This is a genomic window from Gluconobacter sp. DsW_056 (assembly GCF_002153595.1).
GTDB lineage: Bacteria > Pseudomonadota > Alphaproteobacteria > Acetobacterales > Acetobacteraceae > Gluconobacter > Gluconobacter albidus.
Window position 1 is genome coordinate 234,230 of record NZ_JOPF01000010.1, and the last position, 17,267, is coordinate 251,496.

General features: G+C 52.5%; 17 protein-coding genes. 3 read left to right on the forward strand and 14 right to left on the reverse strand.

All coding sequences use genetic code 11. From position 1 onward, the window contains the following. Nucleotides 1-89 precede the first annotated feature (89 nt). A complete protein-coding gene (locus HK22_RS10815; RefSeq protein ID WP_086649347.1) occupies nt 90-1,052 on the forward strand; it encodes an alpha/beta hydrolase in 963 nt (320 codons plus the stop codon). A 128-nt stretch (nt 1,053-1,180) separates the two neighbouring features. Continuing rightward, the gene (locus tag HK22_RS10820) at nt 1,181-3,835 is read left to right on the forward strand and encodes a 2-oxoglutarate dehydrogenase E1 component (RefSeq protein WP_086649240.1); all 2,655 of its coding nucleotides are present in this window, start codon (nt 1,181-1,183) and stop codon (nt 3,833-3,835) included. Nucleotides 3,836-3,857: 22 nt separating this feature from the next. Here HK22_RS10820 and HK22_RS15215 read toward each other — a convergent pair whose 3' ends face one another. The 3 genes from HK22_RS15215 to HK22_RS15115 all read right to left on the reverse strand — a co-directional run bounded on the left by HK22_RS15215 (nt 3,858) and on the right by HK22_RS15115 (nt 5,460). Further along, nucleotides 3,858-4,019: a hypothetical protein gene (locus tag HK22_RS15215; protein ID WP_167369322.1), complete on the reverse strand. Its 162-nt coding sequence runs from the start codon at nt 4,017-4,019 to the stop codon at nt 3,858-3,860. 920 nt (nt 4,020-4,939) lie between these two features. Beyond that, on the reverse strand, nt 4,940-5,311 hold the full coding sequence (locus tag HK22_RS10825; RefSeq protein WP_086649241.1) for a DUF6876 family protein: 372 nt from the start codon (nt 5,309-5,311) through the stop codon (nt 4,940-4,942). Further along, a complete protein-coding gene (locus HK22_RS15115) occupies nt 5,308-5,460 on the reverse strand; it encodes a hypothetical protein (protein ID WP_158093558.1) in 153 nt (50 codons plus the stop codon). The genes HK22_RS10825 and HK22_RS15115 overlap by 4 nt, the downstream gene beginning before the upstream one ends. A 407-nt stretch (nt 5,461-5,867) precedes the next feature. Between HK22_RS15115 and HK22_RS10830 the strand changes: the two genes are divergently transcribed. Then, nucleotides 5,868-6,458 carry a hypothetical protein gene (locus HK22_RS10830; protein ID WP_086649242.1) on the forward strand — a complete coding sequence of 197 codons (591 nt, stop codon included), beginning with the start codon at nt 5,868-5,870 and terminating at the stop codon, nt 6,456-6,458. A gap of 49 nt (nt 6,459-6,507) precedes the next feature. On the opposite strand, the gene HK22_RS10835 is transcribed toward HK22_RS10830, so the two are convergent. The 11 genes from HK22_RS10835 to HK22_RS10880 all read right to left on the reverse strand — a co-directional run bounded on the left by HK22_RS10835 (nt 6,508) and on the right by HK22_RS10880 (nt 17,222). After that, nucleotides 6,508-6,801, reverse strand: coding sequence for an addiction module antidote protein (locus tag HK22_RS10835; RefSeq protein WP_233142576.1), 294 nt, complete (start codon nt 6,799-6,801; stop codon nt 6,508-6,510). Then, nucleotides 6,798-7,091 carry a type II toxin-antitoxin system RelE/ParE family toxin gene (locus tag HK22_RS10840; protein WP_086649243.1) on the reverse strand — a complete coding sequence of 98 codons (294 nt, stop codon included), beginning with the start codon at nt 7,089-7,091 and terminating at the stop codon, nt 6,798-6,800. The genes HK22_RS10835 and HK22_RS10840 overlap by 4 nt, the downstream gene beginning before the upstream one ends. 63 nt (nt 7,092-7,154) lie before the next feature. After that, nucleotides 7,155-7,385 carry a hypothetical protein gene (locus tag HK22_RS10845; protein ID WP_143412403.1) on the reverse strand — a complete coding sequence of 77 codons (231 nt, stop codon included), beginning with the start codon at nt 7,383-7,385 and terminating at the stop codon, nt 7,155-7,157. 44 nt (nt 7,386-7,429) lie between these two features. Then, entirely contained in the window at nt 7,430-7,927 is a 498-nt protein-coding gene (locus tag HK22_RS10850) for a hypothetical protein (RefSeq protein WP_086649245.1), read from the reverse strand. A gap of 382 nt (nt 7,928-8,309) precedes the next feature. After that, nucleotides 8,310-8,738 carry a hypothetical protein gene (locus tag HK22_RS10855; RefSeq protein ID WP_086649246.1) on the reverse strand — a complete coding sequence of 143 codons (429 nt, stop codon included), beginning with the start codon at nt 8,736-8,738 and terminating at the stop codon, nt 8,310-8,312. A 34-nt stretch (nt 8,739-8,772) separates the two neighbouring features. Further along, nucleotides 8,773-10,791: a hypothetical protein gene (locus tag HK22_RS14960; protein ID WP_143412404.1), complete on the reverse strand. Its 2,019-nt coding sequence runs from the start codon at nt 10,789-10,791 to the stop codon at nt 8,773-8,775. 26 nt (nt 10,792-10,817) lie between these two features. Beyond that, complete coding sequence (locus HK22_RS10860) at nt 10,818-11,375, reverse strand: putative phage tail protein (protein WP_086649247.1); 558 nt, start codon at nt 11,373-11,375, stop codon at nt 10,818-10,820. Between the two features lie 10 nt (nt 11,376-11,385). After that, on the reverse strand, nt 11,386-12,480 hold the full coding sequence (locus HK22_RS10865; RefSeq protein ID WP_086649248.1) for a baseplate J/gp47 family protein: 1,095 nt from the start codon (nt 12,478-12,480) through the stop codon (nt 11,386-11,388). Nucleotides 12,481-12,488: 8 nt separating this feature from the next. Further along, entirely contained in the window at nt 12,489-13,268 is a 780-nt protein-coding gene (locus HK22_RS10870; protein ID WP_086649249.1) for an HK97 family phage prohead protease, read from the reverse strand. Beyond that, nucleotides 13,249-14,676, reverse strand: a complete 1,428-nt coding sequence (locus HK22_RS10875; RefSeq protein ID WP_086649250.1) for a phage portal protein — start codon at nt 14,674-14,676, stop codon at nt 13,249-13,251. Before HK22_RS10875 ends, HK22_RS10870 begins: the two co-directional genes overlap by 20 nt. A gap of 215 nt (nt 14,677-14,891) precedes the next feature. Then, entirely contained in the window at nt 14,892-17,222 is a 2,331-nt protein-coding gene (locus HK22_RS10880; RefSeq protein WP_086649251.1) for a hypothetical protein, read from the reverse strand. Between the last annotated feature and the right edge of the window lie 45 nt (nt 17,223-17,267).

The following is a 17,267-nucleotide window of genomic DNA, read 5'->3' on the forward strand; positions in this document are numbered from 1 at the left end:
TGGCGGGACGAACAGATTTTTGCCTTCAAGCCGTCCGACCACTGGGCGTACAGATGGTTTTCCTGCCTCCCCAGTGCAAGGTGACACTCATGAACACCCGGCCCCTCGTCCTCCCTGAACTCCTCCCGCTCCTTGAAGAGATCCCCACCGTCGATCTCTCGCCCGACTCCCTCCCCGCCTTCCGCGACGGGCTGGAACAGGCCGCCGGACAGTCTTTCCTTCAGGCCGAAGACTATCCCGTCATCCTTGAACGGCTGACCATTCCCGCCACGGACACCGCGCCCGCCATCTGCCTCCTGAGCGTCCGCCCTCGCAAGGACGCCGCTGCCCCACGCCCGGTCCTCCTGCACCTGCATGGCGGCGGTTATTTCGCTGGCCAGCCCGAGCTCACCGCCACCCAGCTCTGCCAGTTCGCTCAGGATCTGGACTGCGTGGTCCTCTCCCCGGATTACCGCCTCACCCCCGAACATCCCTTTCCGGCGGCCATCGAGGATGCCTACACGACGCTCTGCTGGATCACGCGCAACGCCGATACACTGGGGATTGATGCCGCCCGCATCGGCCTCACCGGCGAAAGCGCAGGCGGCGGCCTTGCCGCTGGGCTGGCTCTCCTGACCCGGGACCGCGAAGGCCCGACCCTCTTGTTCCAGAATCTCGTCTACCCCGTGCTCGACGACCGCACGACGACAGGTCAGCCCGACGCCTCCCCGGTCGGGGGCGAGTTCCTGTGGACCCGCACCAGCAACACCTTCATGTGGGCGGCCCTCCTCAATCCCGTAGCGCCCGGCGCGGCGGACGTCTCGCCCTACGCCGCACCCGCCCGCGCCACGGACCTGTCCGGTCTTCCCCCCGTCTATCTGTCCGTCGGCGCCCTGGACCTGTTTCTGGACGAAGACCTCGCCTACGCGCAGCGCCTGATCCATCAGGGCGTTTCGGTAGAACTGGAAATCGTGCCCGGCGCCTGCCATATCTTCGACCAGACAGACACCCCGGTCGCCACCCGCTCCATCGCACGCCGTATCGACGCCATGAAACGCGGCTTCGGTCTCTGAACAGGCAGAACGCGAAACAAACGGAAATTGGCCCTGTTCGGCCAATCCGTTAGAGTGCACGACCAAAAGACACGCCCCCTGCTCCCTGGTACAGGTCACAGGAGCCGGGGACACAGGAGAACGAGTTCATGGGCGACCATCGCGATGACCGGGACGCCATCAACGGCGAAAACACCGTCTATCTGGCGGAGCTGCACGCACGCTGGCAGCATGACCCGGCCTCCGTGGACACGGCCTTCGCCTCCCTGTTCGAAACCCTTGGCTCTGACCGCCTGCCCGCGGAAACAACAGAGCAGACCGACGCCAGCGCCGAGAGCCTGAAATTCGCCTATCGCCTGCGCGGACATGCCATCGCAAAGCTGGACCCGCTCGGCCTGGCACCCGTTCCCGACATTGCCGAACTGAACCCGCCCGGAGCCGACCGGGACCTGATCGCCCGCCTGCGCCGTGCCTATTGCGGCACCACGGCCGCCGAGTTCATGCATCTTCAAGGCCCCGCCCAGCGCCAGTGGTGGATCGACCGTCTGGAGACGCCGGTTCCCGGCCCGTCGCTGGACCAGAAGCGTCTCCTCCTCGCCCTGACCCGCGCCGAAGCTTTCGAGCAGTTCTGCCAGAAGCGCTTCATGGGCATGCGCCGCTTTGGCCTTGAAGGCGGTGAGAGCGTCATCGTCGCCCTGCGTACCCTGATCGATGCTGCCGCACAGGACGACGTGCGTTCCGTCTCACTCGGCATGCCCCATCGCGGACGCCTGAACGTGATGGCTAACATCCTGCGCAAGCCGTTTGCCGCTATTTTCAGCGAATTCGCGGGGGCATCCTTCAAGCCTGACACCATTCAGGGCTCGGGCGATGTGAAATACCATCTCGGCACCGCCACAACGCTCGAACATGCGGGCCACACTGTCCGTATCTCGCTCCTGCCCAACCCCTCTCATCTGGAAGCGGTGGACCCCGTCGTGCTCGGCCGCGTCCGCGCCGACCAGGATCGCGAAAAGGACCACGACCGCCAGCACCATCTGGGCATTCTCGTCCACGGCGACGCCGCCTTTGCCGGTCAGGGCGTCGTGTACGAAACCCTCAGCCTCTCGAAGCTGGAAGGCTACCGGACGGGCGGCACGGTCCACGTCATCATCAACAACCAGATCGGCTTCACCACCGTCCAGTCCGACGCCCATTCCGGCATCCACAACACCGACATCGCCAAATCCGTTCAGGCCCCGATCCTGCACGTCAATGGCGACGATCCCGAAGCCGTCTCCCGCTGTGCTTTTCTGGCGCATGAATGGCGCCGCACCTTCCAGTCCGACATCGTGCTGGACGTGGTCTGCTATCGCCGTCACGGCCATAATGAAGCCGACGAACCCGCCTTCACGCAGCCCGCGATGGTCCACGCCATCCAGTCCCGTCCCACGACGCGCAGTCTTTACGCCCGGCATCTGGTTCGCACTGGCGTCATGTCCGAAGCCGAGGTCGAGGAGATGTGGAACCACTTCCAGAGCCGCCTGGAAGAGCAGTTCGAAACCTCCAAGACCTATCGCCCCAACAGCACGGACTGGCTCGACGGCCCCGAAGACCCGACACGCCTGCAGGACGAGCAGGACCGCATCCAGCCCATGACCGGCGTACCGCTCCGGCGTCTACGCGACGTCGGGGACGCCATCGGCACGATTCCGGAAGGCTTGGCCGTTCATCCGCGTCTGGCCCGCCAGATCACGGCGCGCGGCAAGGCGGTGGCCGATGGCGGCCCGCTCGACTGGGCGACCGCCGAGGCTCTCGCTTTCGGCACCCTGTCCATGGACGGCCATCCCGTCCGCCTGTCCGGACAGGACAGCCGCCGCGGCACGTTCAGCCAGCGTCACGCCGTGCTGTTCGATCAGAACACAGGCCGCGAAGACACGCCCCTGACCCATATTGCCCCCCATCAGGCCCCGCTGAACATCTGGAACTCACCACTCTCGGAATATGCCGTTCTCGGCTTCGAATACGGTTATTCCCTTGGAAATCCCGAAGCTCTGGTTCTATGGGAAGCGCAGTTCGGCGATTTCACCAACGGCGCACAGATTATCCTCGACCAGTTCATCGCCTCGGGCGAAACCAAATGGCTGCGGACGTCCGGCCTGACCCTGCTTCTGCCGCACGGCTATGAAGGTGGTGGCCCGGAACATTCTTCCGCCCGCCCCGAGCGCATTCTTCAGCTCTGCGCCGAAAACAACATGCGCGTGTGCAACATCACGACACCCGCAAACTACTTCCACGCCCTGCGCCGCCAGATCGCGCGCCGCTGCCGCAAGCCGCTGGTCGTTTTCACGCCCAAATCCCTGCTCCGGAACAAGGATGCGGTGTCCATGCTGGACGAGATGGGGCCACACACCCGTTTCCAGCCCGCCATCGCAGACCCGGCCAAGGAAGAGGGCGCACGCCGCATTATCCTATGCACCGGCAAGGTCTATTACGATCTGATCGCCGAACGCGCGCGCCAGAACCGTGACGACGTCGCCATCATCCGCCTGGAACAGCTCTATCCGTTCCCGCATCATGCACTCATGGAGCAGCTCGCCCGCCATCCGGACGCAGAACAGGTCCTGTGGTGTCAGGAAGAGCCGCTCAATAACGGGGCGTGGATTTTCGTGGACCGTCGCATCGAACGCGCCCTGCGCGCCTGCGGACATCGGGTCCAGCGCCCGGACTATGCAGGCCGCGACAGTGCCGCTTCCCCCGCAACCGGACTACCGGGCGTCCATGCCGCCCAGCAGGAAAAACTGGTTCAGGACGCCCTGTCCTGAACCGCCCCGAAAAGGGGAAAACTCAGGTCGGGCCGCCCTGATAGCCATAGCTGCTGCGGCCCGCGCCTACATTGCCATAACCGTCACCACGGAACTGCCGCGACCCCTGCCCGCCATAATCCGGCCCACACGCCGCCAGCGCCGCCAGAAGTCCAAGCGCTATCCCAATCCGAACCCGCGTCATCAGCATTTTCCTTGCATGTCAGCCTGTTACGACATCATAAGCCGCAAAATCCCGACAGACCACCAGTGGATCGCCACCGGTCGCAACTACATCTGCTCTTTTCAGGGGAAATGGTGAACCGGCTGGGACTCGAACCCAGGACCATTCGATTAAAAGTTAAATAAAGCACAGGATTTATCGCAGTTTTGTGCGGCTCTTTGGATATGCTTTGTTAGCAGTTTGCTCCGACCGAAAAGTGTAATGGTCGGAGCAAGTACGCTTTACGGATTCACGACAGCACCACAGTTGTCGCAAATAATATCACCGTCAACATTCGTGAAAGGCCCAGATAGATCCAATGTCACTCGATCAAGTCTGCCCTTATTGAATATAGGATTCTCGTTTTCTTCAAAACGTCCTCTGCCTTCTGCTCCACATTTGCACTGCAATGGAGAAGTATATGTCTCACGTCTGCCCATGGATCTTCTCCACTGAGGATCTAAAATACGATCTCGTCATTTTATATGAAAATATTGGTGAACCGGCTGGGACTCGAACCCAGGACCATTCGATTACATACCACTTCGGTTTTCACCGCCCCCGCTTGGGGTTCGTGGTCTGGACTTTATCTTCACCATAGGCCGGAGCCGTTAGGTGGACCCTGTCAAGTCTCTACACCTTCCATCTCGCGATGGCTTGGCTCGGTATTGGCACGATCTAGAAGATCAGAGCGTTCACCGAGTTTAAGGTCTTTTCAACAGCCAGTTTCCCGACTGAGCTCCCATTGAAAGTCGAATGCTCTACCAACTGAGCTACCGGTTCCAACCAATGCCGCCCCTATACACAGGGTCAGACTCCTGTGCAACCCCTCGTATCGTTCACATCATAGGCTTTTTGCCTATGGAAAAGCCCCGAGTTTAAGGTCTCGAGGCCTCTGCCGGTCAGTATTCCGTATTGAGCATCAACACAATATGCTCGCCATCATTGACCCGATAGAGCCTAATCTCCTTCACGGCCAGATCAGTGTAGAGGATCTTCTGGCTTGTAAGTGCGACGGGCTCTCCACCGTCTTTGCCTCCTTCCGTGCATGTCGCTGTTGCCGTGTTGTCGTCATGCTTTCGGATTGTCCAAAACTGCATTTCCTCGGCTTTGACCTTCGGGTTGAGCTGGTGGCTTTCGATCAGGTCAATGATCCACGCGCCTCCGTTATCTGCGACGTACTTTGCTCCATCTGTCAGGAGTAACCCGGTTGGTAAGCGCCACCATGTCGCTGTGCCGGTGAACTGCTGGAGATCGGATTGTGTGAAGCTCATGCAATGTTGTCCTCAAGGATAATGATCTCTTGAAGGTCGGACAGTTCGCGCTTGCGTTCCTCGTACTCCCACGGAGTGAGGAATAGTTCCTCGCTATGAACGATGGAATCATCTGCGGGGGAAAGTGTTTCGAGGACTGCGTAAAGCATAAACTGGGCTCCTTCCCTTAGTTTATGCGTTCTTTTTGGTGTAGTTCCTATCGAAGACTTTGGTATTTCTGGTTAATGATCGGTTGACTGTAGGTAAAAACGAAGTTCACATTTCCCTCTAATCCGCATGGATGCGCCGGAAACAAGTGTAAAAATACTGGATTATTTAACTATTATTATTTTTAGATTATCTAAACTCAATCAGTATAAAATAATCATATAAAACTGAGTGGTCTCCCGGATATCCAATAATCAAGATTTTTTACACTGAAATCTGACGAACATTCGCAACCAATGGCTAGAATATGAATCCGTGGCCCAAAAATAACCAGAAGTGTAAGAAATCGTACCTGTTTAATGACATGCCGGATATTCGAAGTGTAATATATTGGAATAAGGAGAAATATATGTCTTACATTATAACGAATCTCGTAGACGGATCATTATTCTTTGGGGTCGATGATACTTCATTGGAGCGCCATTCTTGCATCCACGACAAGCTGGGAACGGATATCCGAACCTATGGTATTGAAAACTTCGATTATCAGTTGTTGGGTGAACCGATGGCGTTGATCGAGATGAAGCATCTCTTTCAAGGTGGGGCTTTCGGTGATGTCTCGAACTACATGGGATGGACCGCAAAACCATACTTTCAGAGTGTCACCGCCATGAGGTCAGGGAACAAGATCAACATTCATATCACTACCGCAGGGGTCGAATATGCTGATCTAAGCGGAACTCTTCTGAGTGATAAGGTCCGTTGGTTCAAAGAATATAATCGAGCAAGCAGAAGAGGCTCATCAACAAGAGACTTCCGCACCATGCTTCGTGATAGTGCGTCCGAAGAGATTGCGCTTGTGGTTAACGGTCGGTGGCATAAGAAGGCAATCGACTTACCTGATAATGTTGGGGCCGCTGTTAATGGCGACGATCTTACATTTCATTACGGTGACGAGGTCTTCTACCTGAATCGCACTGATGACGGCCTGTGGGTTTAAGTCACAAAAAAAGCGCCGAAGCGCCTTTGTCTACTTGCTCTTTTGGAGGTCAGGCAGTCGTGTGAAACGTGGCCTGTATCCCAAGTGCTCTCATGATGCCCATGAGGCTAGACAGACTCGGGTTCCCCTTATCGGAGAGAGCCTTGTAGAGCGCCGGTCGGCTGATACCTGCCTTATTGGCTGTCTCGGACATTCCTCGTGCTTTAGCGATGACGGAGAGCGCATGAGTGATTGCCGGGATATCCCCGTCTTCCCATGCCATGTTGAGCAGTTCCTCTTGAACGAGAGGGTCCTGTGCCGCTTCCACACTGTTAAAGGTCTGTAGCTCTGAAACCTTCATCATTCCTCTAACTCCTGCGCCATCTGCTTCGCTGTTTCGATGTCCTTGCTTTGTGTCTTCTTAGTGCCTCCGCCGAGAACCACGACAAGGACCGCACCGCGCTGCACAAAGTATATCCTGTAACCCGGCCCATAATGTATGCGGCTTTCGGAAACACCCATTCCGCAAGCCTTAACATCGCCAAATGAGCCGCCTTCCATCTGGATCAATCGGGCTCTGATTTTAGCAGCCCCGCGGCTGTCCTTCAGTCCGTTAAGCCACCGTACAAAAAGAGGGCTTAGTTTGATTTCCATGTGTAAACTTTAGTAGACAGTTGGGGTTGCGTCAACCGAAAAGGAGGGAGGCGGATGGGAAGGCTAGTCGCCTTCCTCGACCTCAAACACCACCACGTCATCTTCGATCCGGTGCTCAACTTCTCCGCTGAGTAACTTGTGCGCTGCATCCTCGGGAATGCCGTAAGCCTTCGCGAGTACCTGTCGCATACCGGCACGGTCTTCCTCGAACGCGTATCCGTTCTTCGCCCAGGCGATTATCCCCGGCGTGTAGGCTGCTGCACTCGATCCGAGGCTGTAGGTCTTCTTTGCCATGTCCCACCTCACAAAAAAGGGGAGCAGTGCTCCCCGGTTGTTCCTCAGTGACCGCGACCAGTGCGGGCCTGTGCGCCTGTGCGGGGTGTTTCCGGCTTTGCAGCTACGACCTCTTCCTCTTTGCGCTTGCGTTCGCTTGTCGCCAGTAGGGGCTTATCAAGTTCCCCGGCCTTCGCTGCCACGATCAGCAGTTCAAGCACGGCTTTGACATCATCCAACTTGGGACCGGTTTTGATCACGCTGCCTGCGTCGGAAAGCTGGATCTTCTTGCTGCCGTAACGCGGTTCAACGCTGTAGCCCTTCGGACCCTTTGTCCACCACGTCGCAAACCGAACGGCCTTCTCAAACTTGCTCGTCTCGCCTGTTGCCTCATCCTTCTCACGACGCTCGCGCATCAGCTTGAAGGGCTTGTTCTCGACCTCTGCCTGTAGTGCCTGCAACTGCACTTCGACGCCTTCAACGAACCGCTTGCGGACGTGCGGCGCTCTGTCATGTTCTGCGTCTACTGTTGCAACAAAGGTCAGCTTGCTAAGTGCGGTCATTGTAAGTGTTCTCTGCTTTTTGGCTTTGCGTTATTGCTTGCCTACATCAATAACTTACGTTCGATACCTTTAAGCGTCTTCCGAAAAGACAGCCTTTTCTTCCGCTCTTTGGCATTGACGCAGAAAAGAAAAGACAAACCGAAAAGATATTCTTGTTAGGTGTTGTCCTGCTCTTGCAAGAGTGTAGTGTGCTACTTGAGGGAAGCCAGAGGTATTGGATTAGCCGCCCCGATCCTCTGAACAAGCGATAACGAGCCCCTGAGAGCCCCGTAGAGGCCGGTCTAGGTCTTCTCACTACACATTGTAGCCCAACTGCGGTCAGGCGCTGTACGGGGCTCTATCGCGGGAACCATGAAAATAGGGGCCGGAGCCCCTATTTGTCTTATGCAGTTGGTGCGCTTGGTAGCGTCGTTGACGTTGTATCTGTTCCGTTTGCGATTGCTATCAGCGCCTTTTGATAATCAATCCAAGGCTGCGTTGGTGCTTCTCCGAGGTAGACGAAGTTATTCTGCACATATGTTCTCGCACTCGCCAGGGCGATAGTGGCTTGATCAGCAAGGGGAGGGACATAAGCGGGTGCCGTATAATCCACGATAACACCCTTGTTGACACCTTTTCCGATTGGACTGCGGAATGTTGGATCATTCCACTGTTCTTCTGTCACCGGTATCATGTCCGCTGCATCGGGTACGTTATCTAATGAAGACATATCCGCCGTATCGTACCATCCCGTTATAATAGTAGGTTGTGTAGCGGTTGTGTCATAAGACGCATAATATTGCGCTGGATAATCAGCTGTTGTTTTTGTCATATCGTATTCCTTAATTGTTTTGCATGTTTAATTATTATTTTCCGCCAAATGCGATTACCGATATGTCGCATGAACCACCACCATTGATATGTAGATAAAAACCATTGTTTTGAAGTGAATAAGGGTGGACGTTGGTATCTTGGTCATCAATGCACTGAACAATTACGGCCTGAATGCTTCCAAACGTCTGCGGAAATGTAACAAAAGCCCTTTCGCCTACGCCGCCAACATTAAATGCCTGTATTTTCGTGTTCCAAGCTGCATTAAAAACGCGGGAATCACTTGTAGCAAAATCACTATTATAAGTATTTTCACCTACAAAATTAGAACTTGTCCAATTAGTAGTTGCTAAACCAAGTGAATTAACCCAGTTAGTTGTTGCGAAACCTTGCGAATTTTTCCAGTTTTCTGTTGCTACGTTTTGTCCTTGTTGCTGTAATGTTGCTACAACATTTGTAGTTCCGTTATAAGAACCAATGGTATTGGTATATAATGTATTTCCTGTACCAACACGTATATCACTATTGCTTACAACTGCATTACAATTAAAATCACCACCAGAAAGAAATGATACTGATCCATCAGCATTGAATACATTATAATGGTCTGAACCATTGTTTGTATGGATTACAACGTCACCATTATTTGAATCTTGATAGATTGAAGAAGTCCCGCCATTGTTAAAACCTATTCCATTTTTAACATTTACCGCAGCAAATGTAGGTGAAGAACTTGATCTAACATCTTGGTTTATATTGTTGTCCCAAGTTCCATTAGCAACAAAATTGTTTGTAACCCATGATGTTGTGGAAACCATGTTAGAATTTTCACCGGAAGATGGATTGTTTGATCTAATGTAAGAGTTAACAATCAGCGGAATACTTGAATAGACAGCAGGTTGGTTTCCATCACTTTGTGACCAGTACCAGTTACAGTTATTTGAATTATCCCATATCGATATATGTCCGCCATTTTCAAATGTAATTTTACTTCCGCTGCTATTCTGACCAATTGACTGACCATTTATCGCTATATCACCAGTCATTGTTCCGCCGGATTTAGCTAGATAGTTATTGTTGGTCCATGATTGTGTTGCGCCAATAGCAAAACCGTTTGATGTGGCAAATCCGATATTATCAGATGCGTGATTATATCCGATTTCACTTATTGGATATGTATTTCCATCTGAATATGTTGTTATATAAGACTTTTCATTAACCCAATCTTGTGTTGCTATTCCCTTTGTTGTTCCATCAGCAAGGTTTAGCTGAACGGTCTGTGAACTTGGGGTATAGTGAATTCCAGTTGCAGCCGTATCACCACCACCCATTGAACTGGTTCCAGATACATATCCTTTATTATTAACCCAATCAGTGGTTGCTGAATAAGCTACTTGACCATCATTATATGTGATTTGTGGAAAGCTGGATGATGTGTTCCAGACAATTCCAGTGATGCGTGAACTAGATGAATCTGGTGTTGATTGAATAAATTGTTTTGCATCAATATCAGCAACACTATAATAAAATGCCCAAATTCCGTCATACGCAGCACCAAGCTGGTTTATTTGTGTATTAAATCCTATTTGTGAAATACCTTTTGTTTCGTCGTTTTCTTCTTGGAAAACGATTTTTCCCATAGGTGAAGCATCGATCTGAATCAGTACGCCTGAAGCATCAGAAGCCCATCCCATGAAGACCTTGTTAGCACCCATCGCGGCACCACCGCCCTGCTGAACAGGTGTGAAACCTACTGCTGCCTTCATGGCCTTCTGGTCGACATAGTCTACTGTCGCAATCTGGTTAGCCACTGTGCCGTCAGGGTTAACGGTAAGCGGAACACCGGATAGATTCGGACTGTTGATCGGCGCAAAATGGCCGACGAGTGAGTCATAGACTTGTGTAGTCTGTGCTGGATCGTTCGCTAATGTATTGCCGAAGCCGGTAACTAGCTTGCCCATTTCTCCGACAATGGTGTTCATATCATCTTTGGTGATGAGAGATCCGTCTTGTCCTATTTCTGGCTTGGGCTCGATATAAGTCTTACTAAACATAATTGATAACCTCTAATTTTCTATTATTAGTCATTATTTAGAGGTTGGTAGACAAAGTAGCATTTCACCCATGCGGGTAGAATATCAGACATCGACTGCTCTAATGGTGCTAAGTCTTCTTGGTTTTCAGATATGAAGGTTACTGCGAACATTTCCGAGATATCGTTCATCGTCGCGCAAGCATCGCCGCAACGATATATCCCGGTGATGATTGGCCCATATTCTTTAACTCGGATGCTATACCCGCTGCCGTTCGCATAATTGATATAGAAGTTCGGGTTTGTGCTGCCCGTCATCGTTAGCTGCGCGATGATGTTCGCTCTGTCCTGAGCGTCATTGCCAGTGCTCTTAAGCTCAAGGGCAGATAGCCATTCCGGTATAGTATATTTCATTGTGGTCGGGACGAAGTCGTCAGCCACGTCGCAGATATCATTATCGAAGTCGGCAAAAGAGTTCGCCATGAACTTGAGATAGCTGTCGATGAGTGATCCCGGTTCATGGGTCCATGCAAGGCCCTGCGGCTGCATTGCTGAAAATGTCAGGTAGTAGTCGTCTTGGGTGTTTGGTTTTCTTATGACGCCCATTCATGTCTCCTTATTGGTAGGTTACCGTTCCTAGTGTTGGAATCTGACCCGTGGTCAGTGTGATGGATTCAGTCGGTGACGTGAGAACAAACCCGGATGTGTTTGGTACTGCTTCAATGACCTGCACCAGTTGTGTCGTGGTGATCGTCGTTCCTAATGGCGAGCCGTATAGGTTGAAGAACAATGTCAGCGCGTCATTGACGGCTTGCTGTGTTGCTGCGGTAGCTGCGGTCATGCCCGAGATTGTTAGATCAATCGGTGAAGCTATCGGGCTACAGAGAACCATGATCTCGGTGACAGGTCTGTTCGGCCACATACCGTCGGCAGCGGTCAGGAGATCACCAGTCGCATGAGGCCAACGAGTTTCCTTTGACGCTGTTCCGTTCGAACCCTGCGGGAAGCCTTTGAACTCGTTGCTTCTGTCACCCATGATGTAGACAACAACCACTCCGCCTTGCAGCGGGATTTCGGAACACCACGCTTGAACCACGCCATTGACCGACAGAGCCCAGTTGACGTGATCGTTGGCAGAGCCGCCAACAAACCTGTTCGACAGTGCGCTAAGGACACGCGGGCGGTAAGTTTCGTCATCTTCTGCGGCAGAACCACTGGTAATCGCTGAAACTGCTACGACTGCTCGATCGACACCGATGAGAGAGCCTATCTGCACGGCAAGCGAAGTTCCTGCTGCCGTGTTGCCGCTCGCACCAAGTGACGTGCAGGTGATAGACTGCACCTGGCCAATCGTAGTCGCGATGTCAGTCGTGTATGTCGTTCCGTCACCGCGCATCAGGATCGTGCCAGCGGGTACGCTTGCGCCCGGAGTGCCTGTGAGGGTTACAGTTCCAGTCGCATAAGAAGGGGTCTTTCTCGTGACACCTGCGACCTGCCCCCATCCGTCAAGGTAAGGGCCTGTCGCTGTAGATGGGCATGACTGCTTCTCGATGTTCGCCAAGTAGCCGTAGCCGTATGATAGCCCCTTGGCGCTCATCTTGATAAGGGAACGAAAACCAGAAACCGGAGATAGCTGCGTGCCAGTGTCGTTGACGAACTGCTGAGTGCCCTTATCTCGTAGAGACGTGTAGGTAGGTACTGCAAAAGCCATACATCACCTTACGAATAACGAGAGAGAACAATGCGACGCTCGCGAGACTTGCGACGGGATTCACATGCCTTCTGCTTCAACTCCTCGTCTTCTGTCTCTGCGCTCTTTTCATCTTCGATGATCTCTTCGATGGCATCGACTATAGCTTCGGACTCACCTGCATTCTCGATTTCTTCGTCGATATCCTTTTCGATATCCTCGCACTTTTCTTCAACGCTCTTGCTCATATTCACTCCTTCAATAGATTTTTCGTATGTGGGTCTTTCGATAATCAATGCTGTTTGGTTTGCCGGGACAGCGACGACACTGAACTCATACAGTTCGGACTTGATGACCGTTGCTCCGCCGAAGTCGTTATGATCGAACTCGGTCGGTCTTACCGTTAGAGACACGGCCCCAAGGGTTCCGTTTGCTAACTGCTTGCGGACACAAGCTGCTAGATCCCCGATATACGGCGTGTCGGCATCTTCGAACTTCACCTTACCTAGAAGCCCGTTTGGAATGCGGATCAGTTCAATGCACTTCCCAATCGGGGGGAGGGACATATCGTGGTTCCAGAGGACAACCGGAACTCGCAAGAAGCCCTCGATATCAATGCCCTCTGGCAAGATGATGTCCTGCTGTCTGTCACGGACATTGCTCGTGATGTTGAATGTTGCTGTTCCATCATCACTTATCGAAATCGCGGTATCGAACGCCGCCGATACGAAGGGCTCATTAATCTCGCTAAGGTCTTTAGAGATAATGCTCTTGGAAAATGTCTTTATATCAATCAGTTTGCGCGTCATCGGCTTTCTTCCTAACTTTCTTGGTTGCTGGGCTCTCCTTTGTCTGTTGTGTCATCGGAAGCTGAGAAACTTCGCTGTTATCCCCCAGAGTCCCGGTATTAAGTGGTCGAGTGAATATGTCGCCTTCTGGGCCTGCGCCCGGCATACCAAGTTCCTCGCGTGCTTCGTTCGGGTTGAATATTGACGAGTTAATACCTGTCTGGAACATATCTACCATGTCCTTGCGACTTGGCGTGAACATGCTGTCGAAATTGAACTCGATTCTGTAATTTTCCCGCTCGCTCTCCAATAAGAGCTTGTTGTTGAACTGTTCAGCGAGTGGGGCGGTGTAAGCCTTCAGGGTTTCGTTGACGTATCTGAGGTTCTGCTCTTCAGTCGTCGCAGAAGCATCCTTGTCTTCGAAGCCACCTTTGCCCGGTGGGATACGGAGTATTCTGTACACCTGACGGCAGAGCAGTTCCGTGATCGCCGTATAATCCATGTCGATTGGCTTGGAGTTCTGAAACTCGTGAATATCGAACTCGCCTGCAATGAACCCGAAACCACCGGTGTTCTGAACGCCAGTTAGGGTATTAGTCAGGTGAGCCCCCATCTCGTCCCACTTGTCTGGCGTCATAGCCTTCTTCGAAATGACGAGACCCTGTGCGGAGATGCTGTTGCGGAACATCAAGCCCTGAGAATACTGCACGGCAGCGCATAGAGAGATCAGTTCGGTATTAGCGGTAAGCGGACTAAGGAAATCCTCGCTGTCTACCGATAGCTTGATACCAGTGAGCTTGATGATATCCGTTTCGCCTACGCGACGTGATCTGTTTCCCGATGATCTCTGCGGACCAAAACCGATATCCAGCGATCCAAAATATGGACTGTAGACATCGTAGAACAGGCCCATTTTCGAGGGGTCAGAAGGTATGCGCGGTCTTGCTTGTCTTGATAGGCCGATCAACTGGCATGGCCTACCATTATGGCGAGCAATGACGGCATACGATGAGCCCTGCATAAGGTAATTCGTGATGAAGTTTTTTATGAATGGGTTTTTTGTCTCGCGAGGGTTTGGATTTCTCAGTACCGAGTTAGCTGGATGGCTTGTGTCGATTTCCCATCCGCCCTTTGAACTTCTCTTCTTTACGACGATGTCCAAGCCAGCAATGTCTTCAGAGATGATACTTACCCCGTTCTGAACCGGAGGAACCTGAATCATCGTGGTAGGATCTACCAGAACCCCAGATGAAGCAGTCGTACCGGAGCCGGGAACGAGTGACGTTATCGAAGGGCCCAATAAGGTACCGGCGTTCGAATCGGAGCCTTTGCTTAGGGATTTCAATTCCTTACGTCGTTGTTCCGTGTAATGGCGTCCAGATGTGTCTATCCCTTCCGAGCCTCCCTTCCTAAATAGTCTCTCAAACATTATGTGACCTCAAATAATTTCAATGTATTATTACTTATGCGCTCCATATTATCTTGAATATTACTGCTGAAACCGTAATCAAAGTTACCAATATCAAGGCTAAATTTACGGAAATGCCCTTAATACGCAGATAGAAGTAGGATCGGGAGAAAGAGAAAGCATGGTCTCTCACAATCCCGATCAAGCTATGGAGCAGGTGTTCACTAAGCCCCATCTTAGGCAAGCTGCCCGGTAGTAGCTGGCACCACTCTTGCTAGAACTCTTAGGCCATCGTTGCTCGATGTATTCACCTTCATTCCTGTCGGTGCATTCTCGAACGTGACGACTATCTGCGCTCCTGAATCTCCGTTGCTGGTATTCTTTGCCAACATGGTGTTCGTCGTCTGTGGGTTTACCGGTCGAACTGGTGAGACTGCCTGTGGAGCAGTTGTGCCGTTATAGGCGTACCTGTCACCGTTCTGGTTGGCCTGAATACGGCTTGCATATTCAGTACCCGCAGTACCGAAGGCATCATGTCCGACCCTTCCTGTGCTGATCCATCTTGCTGCTGCGCCCGCGCCCTGATTGTGAGCGTATCCCAAAGCCTCGATTTTCTGTTCTGACGACATTCCTCTGTAGCCCGCAGATATGCGGCTCAACGTCTGGTCATTGAGCTTCATGTACTGGGTCATGTAACGCTCCTGCATTGCAGGATTCTTCTGAAAGGCTGTCAGGTCAGGCATGTCTTCGTGAAGTGAGCGAGCGACATCAGATATGGCCTCTTTACCCATCTGGTACTTGCCGATGAACCTGTTACTCGAACCGCCTCGGATATCGTATCGACCCTGAGACTCAATCGAAGCAATCGCATCTTTGGCGTGCTGAATCTGTACGTTGGAGAATGAGGTTATCGAACTGTTAGAAGCCGCCGCATTGGCATCCTGTGTCCCGGAGACAGAAGCGGTGTTCTCGCTTGCGGTCAGATTATTCGAAGCCACCGCAGATGTAGCTTGTTTAGATGCCGCGCTGTCAGCGAACCTTTGCTTCTCTTTCGATAGGTTCGAGTTGAAGTCGTTCGTAACAGGTGCGACAGCCTTCTTGGCTACCGATATCTCGGTCTTAACGAAATCGACTTCCTTTGTCGCAACCCATCCGAGTGCCTTGCCAATCTTGCTTCCGGCGACCCAGTTATATGCCGCTTTGACCTTATCCATGACGGGAGAGACGTAACTCCATCCGCTATCGAACGCAGACTTAATCCCATCCCACATATTCGTCATGATCTCGGACAGAGTATTGGCTAGGGGTTCAATCACTTTCTTCGCAGACGAGAAGCCGTCTTTGATCGTGTCCCATGTGGCATCAAAGTAGGGGCCGACTTTGTCCCAGTGCTCATAGAGTTCGTAAGCCGCTGCTCCCAAGGCTGCGACTGCTGCGACAGCGATACCAACTGGGCCAGCTATCGCGACGAGGGCAGGACCAAGAGTTGTCGCAGACGAGACAAGGCCGACGATTGCAGTTCCGGCGGTCATGAAACTCGACACAATACCAGCGGTGAAGCTGGCAATCTTGATAGCTACGAGCCCTTCAAGAACGAGCTTTACCGTGTTGAGGCTTGGAATCCATTCTCTGACCCTGTCGCCTACCTCACTCCAGTTGACGCTCCTGATCCAATTCGAGAACTTTTCGCCCTGGGCCTTTACCTCTGCGAGTGCCTGATTGACCGCATCACTGCTCGATAACCACGAGGCAAAGTCTTGAAGTAGTGGCTGGATAGCAGGTGCGAGTGCGCTGGCGATTGCGTCAGTCACGCCCTTTGTGGCCAGCTTAACGTCTGTGAAAGAACCATAGAGCTTGGTAGCATTTTCGATTGATTGTTGACCAAGCGCATTCGTTCTTAGAAGGGCCGCTGCTCGATCTTGTTCGGCGTCTACGGCCTCATGTGTCTTGCCAATCAAGCTATCCTGAATACCCAGTGCTTGGGCCAGAACTCTCAACTGGGCTGCACTGGCTCCGCTGGCTTTCTTGTTGGCTAGGAAATCTAGGGATTTGTCCTGTCGTGTCTTCGCGCTGTCATTCGCGTTGATTCCTGCCATCACACTGGCGTTCATCTCTTCCGGCGACAACATACCGGCGCGCATCTTTAACTGTAGGTCTTGGGCGGCCTGTCTGGTCTTCGTCAGGCCATCAGGTCCAATGCCAAGCAGGTCGCCGGCGCCTTGAAGGTTTCTTATTTGCGTTCCCGCTAGACCGAGAGAGTTGGACATCTGCGTGATATGAATACCCATATCGGCAAAGCTCTTGGACAATGCCATGACCCCACCGACGCTAGCGATACCGGTAATTGCACTGAGGCCGGGTAATACGCTGGCGACTGAAATCTTAACTCTGCCGATTGACTTCGATACGTCATCGAAACCTGATAGCTTTTTGAAATCCCTGAACTGCTTCTGTAACGCTCGTGTAGGCGCTTGTGCTGCCCGGATCTGAGAGTTGATCTGTTTTAATACCTTCGTCGCGTTATCAACTACGCCGACCGAGATTTGATATGAACCATTTTGCGCCATCTAATATCATCCGCCCTAAATCAATAATGCAGTTATTTAGAGGGG

Bases quoted from the DNA above. Each gene is read 5' to 3' on its own strand.
- HK22_RS10815 (WP_086649347.1), top strand. From the start codon at position 90: ATGAACACCCGGCCCCTCGTCCTCCCTGAACTCCTCCCGCTCCTTGAA.
- HK22_RS10820 (WP_086649240.1), top strand. From the start codon at position 1,181: ATGGGCGACCATCGCGATGACCGGGACGCCATCAACGGCGAAAACACC.
- HK22_RS15215 (WP_167369322.1), bottom strand. From the start codon at position 4,019: ATGACGCGGGTTCGGATTGGGATAGCGCTTGGACTTCTGGCGGCGCTG.
- HK22_RS10825 (WP_086649241.1), bottom strand. From the start codon at position 5,311: ATGAGCTTCACACAATCCGATCTCCAGCAGTTCACCGGCACAGCGACA.
- HK22_RS15115 (WP_158093558.1), bottom strand. From the start codon at position 5,460: ATGCTTTACGCAGTCCTCGAAACACTTTCCCCCGCAGATGATTCCATC.
- HK22_RS10830 (WP_086649242.1), top strand. From the start codon at position 5,868: ATGTCTTACATTATAACGAATCTCGTAGACGGATCATTATTCTTTGGG.
- HK22_RS10835 (WP_233142576.1), bottom strand. From the start codon at position 6,801: ATGATGAAGGTTTCAGAGCTACAGACCTTTAACAGTGTGGAAGCGGCA.
- HK22_RS10840 (WP_086649243.1), bottom strand. From the start codon at position 7,091: ATGGAAATCAAACTAAGCCCTCTTTTTGTACGGTGGCTTAACGGACTG.
- HK22_RS10845 (WP_143412403.1), bottom strand. From the start codon at position 7,385: ATGGCAAAGAAGACCTACAGCCTCGGATCGAGTGCAGCAGCCTACACG.
- HK22_RS10850 (WP_086649245.1), bottom strand. From the start codon at position 7,927: ATGACCGCACTTAGCAAGCTGACCTTTGTTGCAACAGTAGACGCAGAA.
- HK22_RS10855 (WP_086649246.1), bottom strand. From the start codon at position 8,738: ATGACAAAAACAACAGCTGATTATCCAGCGCAATATTATGCGTCTTAT.
- HK22_RS14960 (WP_143412404.1), bottom strand. From the start codon at position 10,791: ATGTTTAGTAAGACTTATATCGAGCCCAAGCCAGAAATAGGACAAGAC.
- HK22_RS10860 (WP_086649247.1), bottom strand. From the start codon at position 11,375: ATGGGCGTCATAAGAAAACCAAACACCCAAGACGACTACTACCTGACA.
- HK22_RS10865 (WP_086649248.1), bottom strand. From the start codon at position 12,480: ATGGCTTTTGCAGTACCTACCTACACGTCTCTACGAGATAAGGGCACT.
- HK22_RS10870 (WP_086649249.1), bottom strand. From the start codon at position 13,268: ATGACGCGCAAACTGATTGATATAAAGACATTTTCCAAGAGCATTATC.
- HK22_RS10875 (WP_086649250.1), bottom strand. From the start codon at position 14,676: ATGTTTGAGAGACTATTTAGGAAGGGAGGCTCGGAAGGGATAGACACA.
- HK22_RS10880 (WP_086649251.1), bottom strand. From the start codon at position 17,222: ATGGCGCAAAATGGTTCATATCAAATCTCGGTCGGCGTAGTTGATAAC.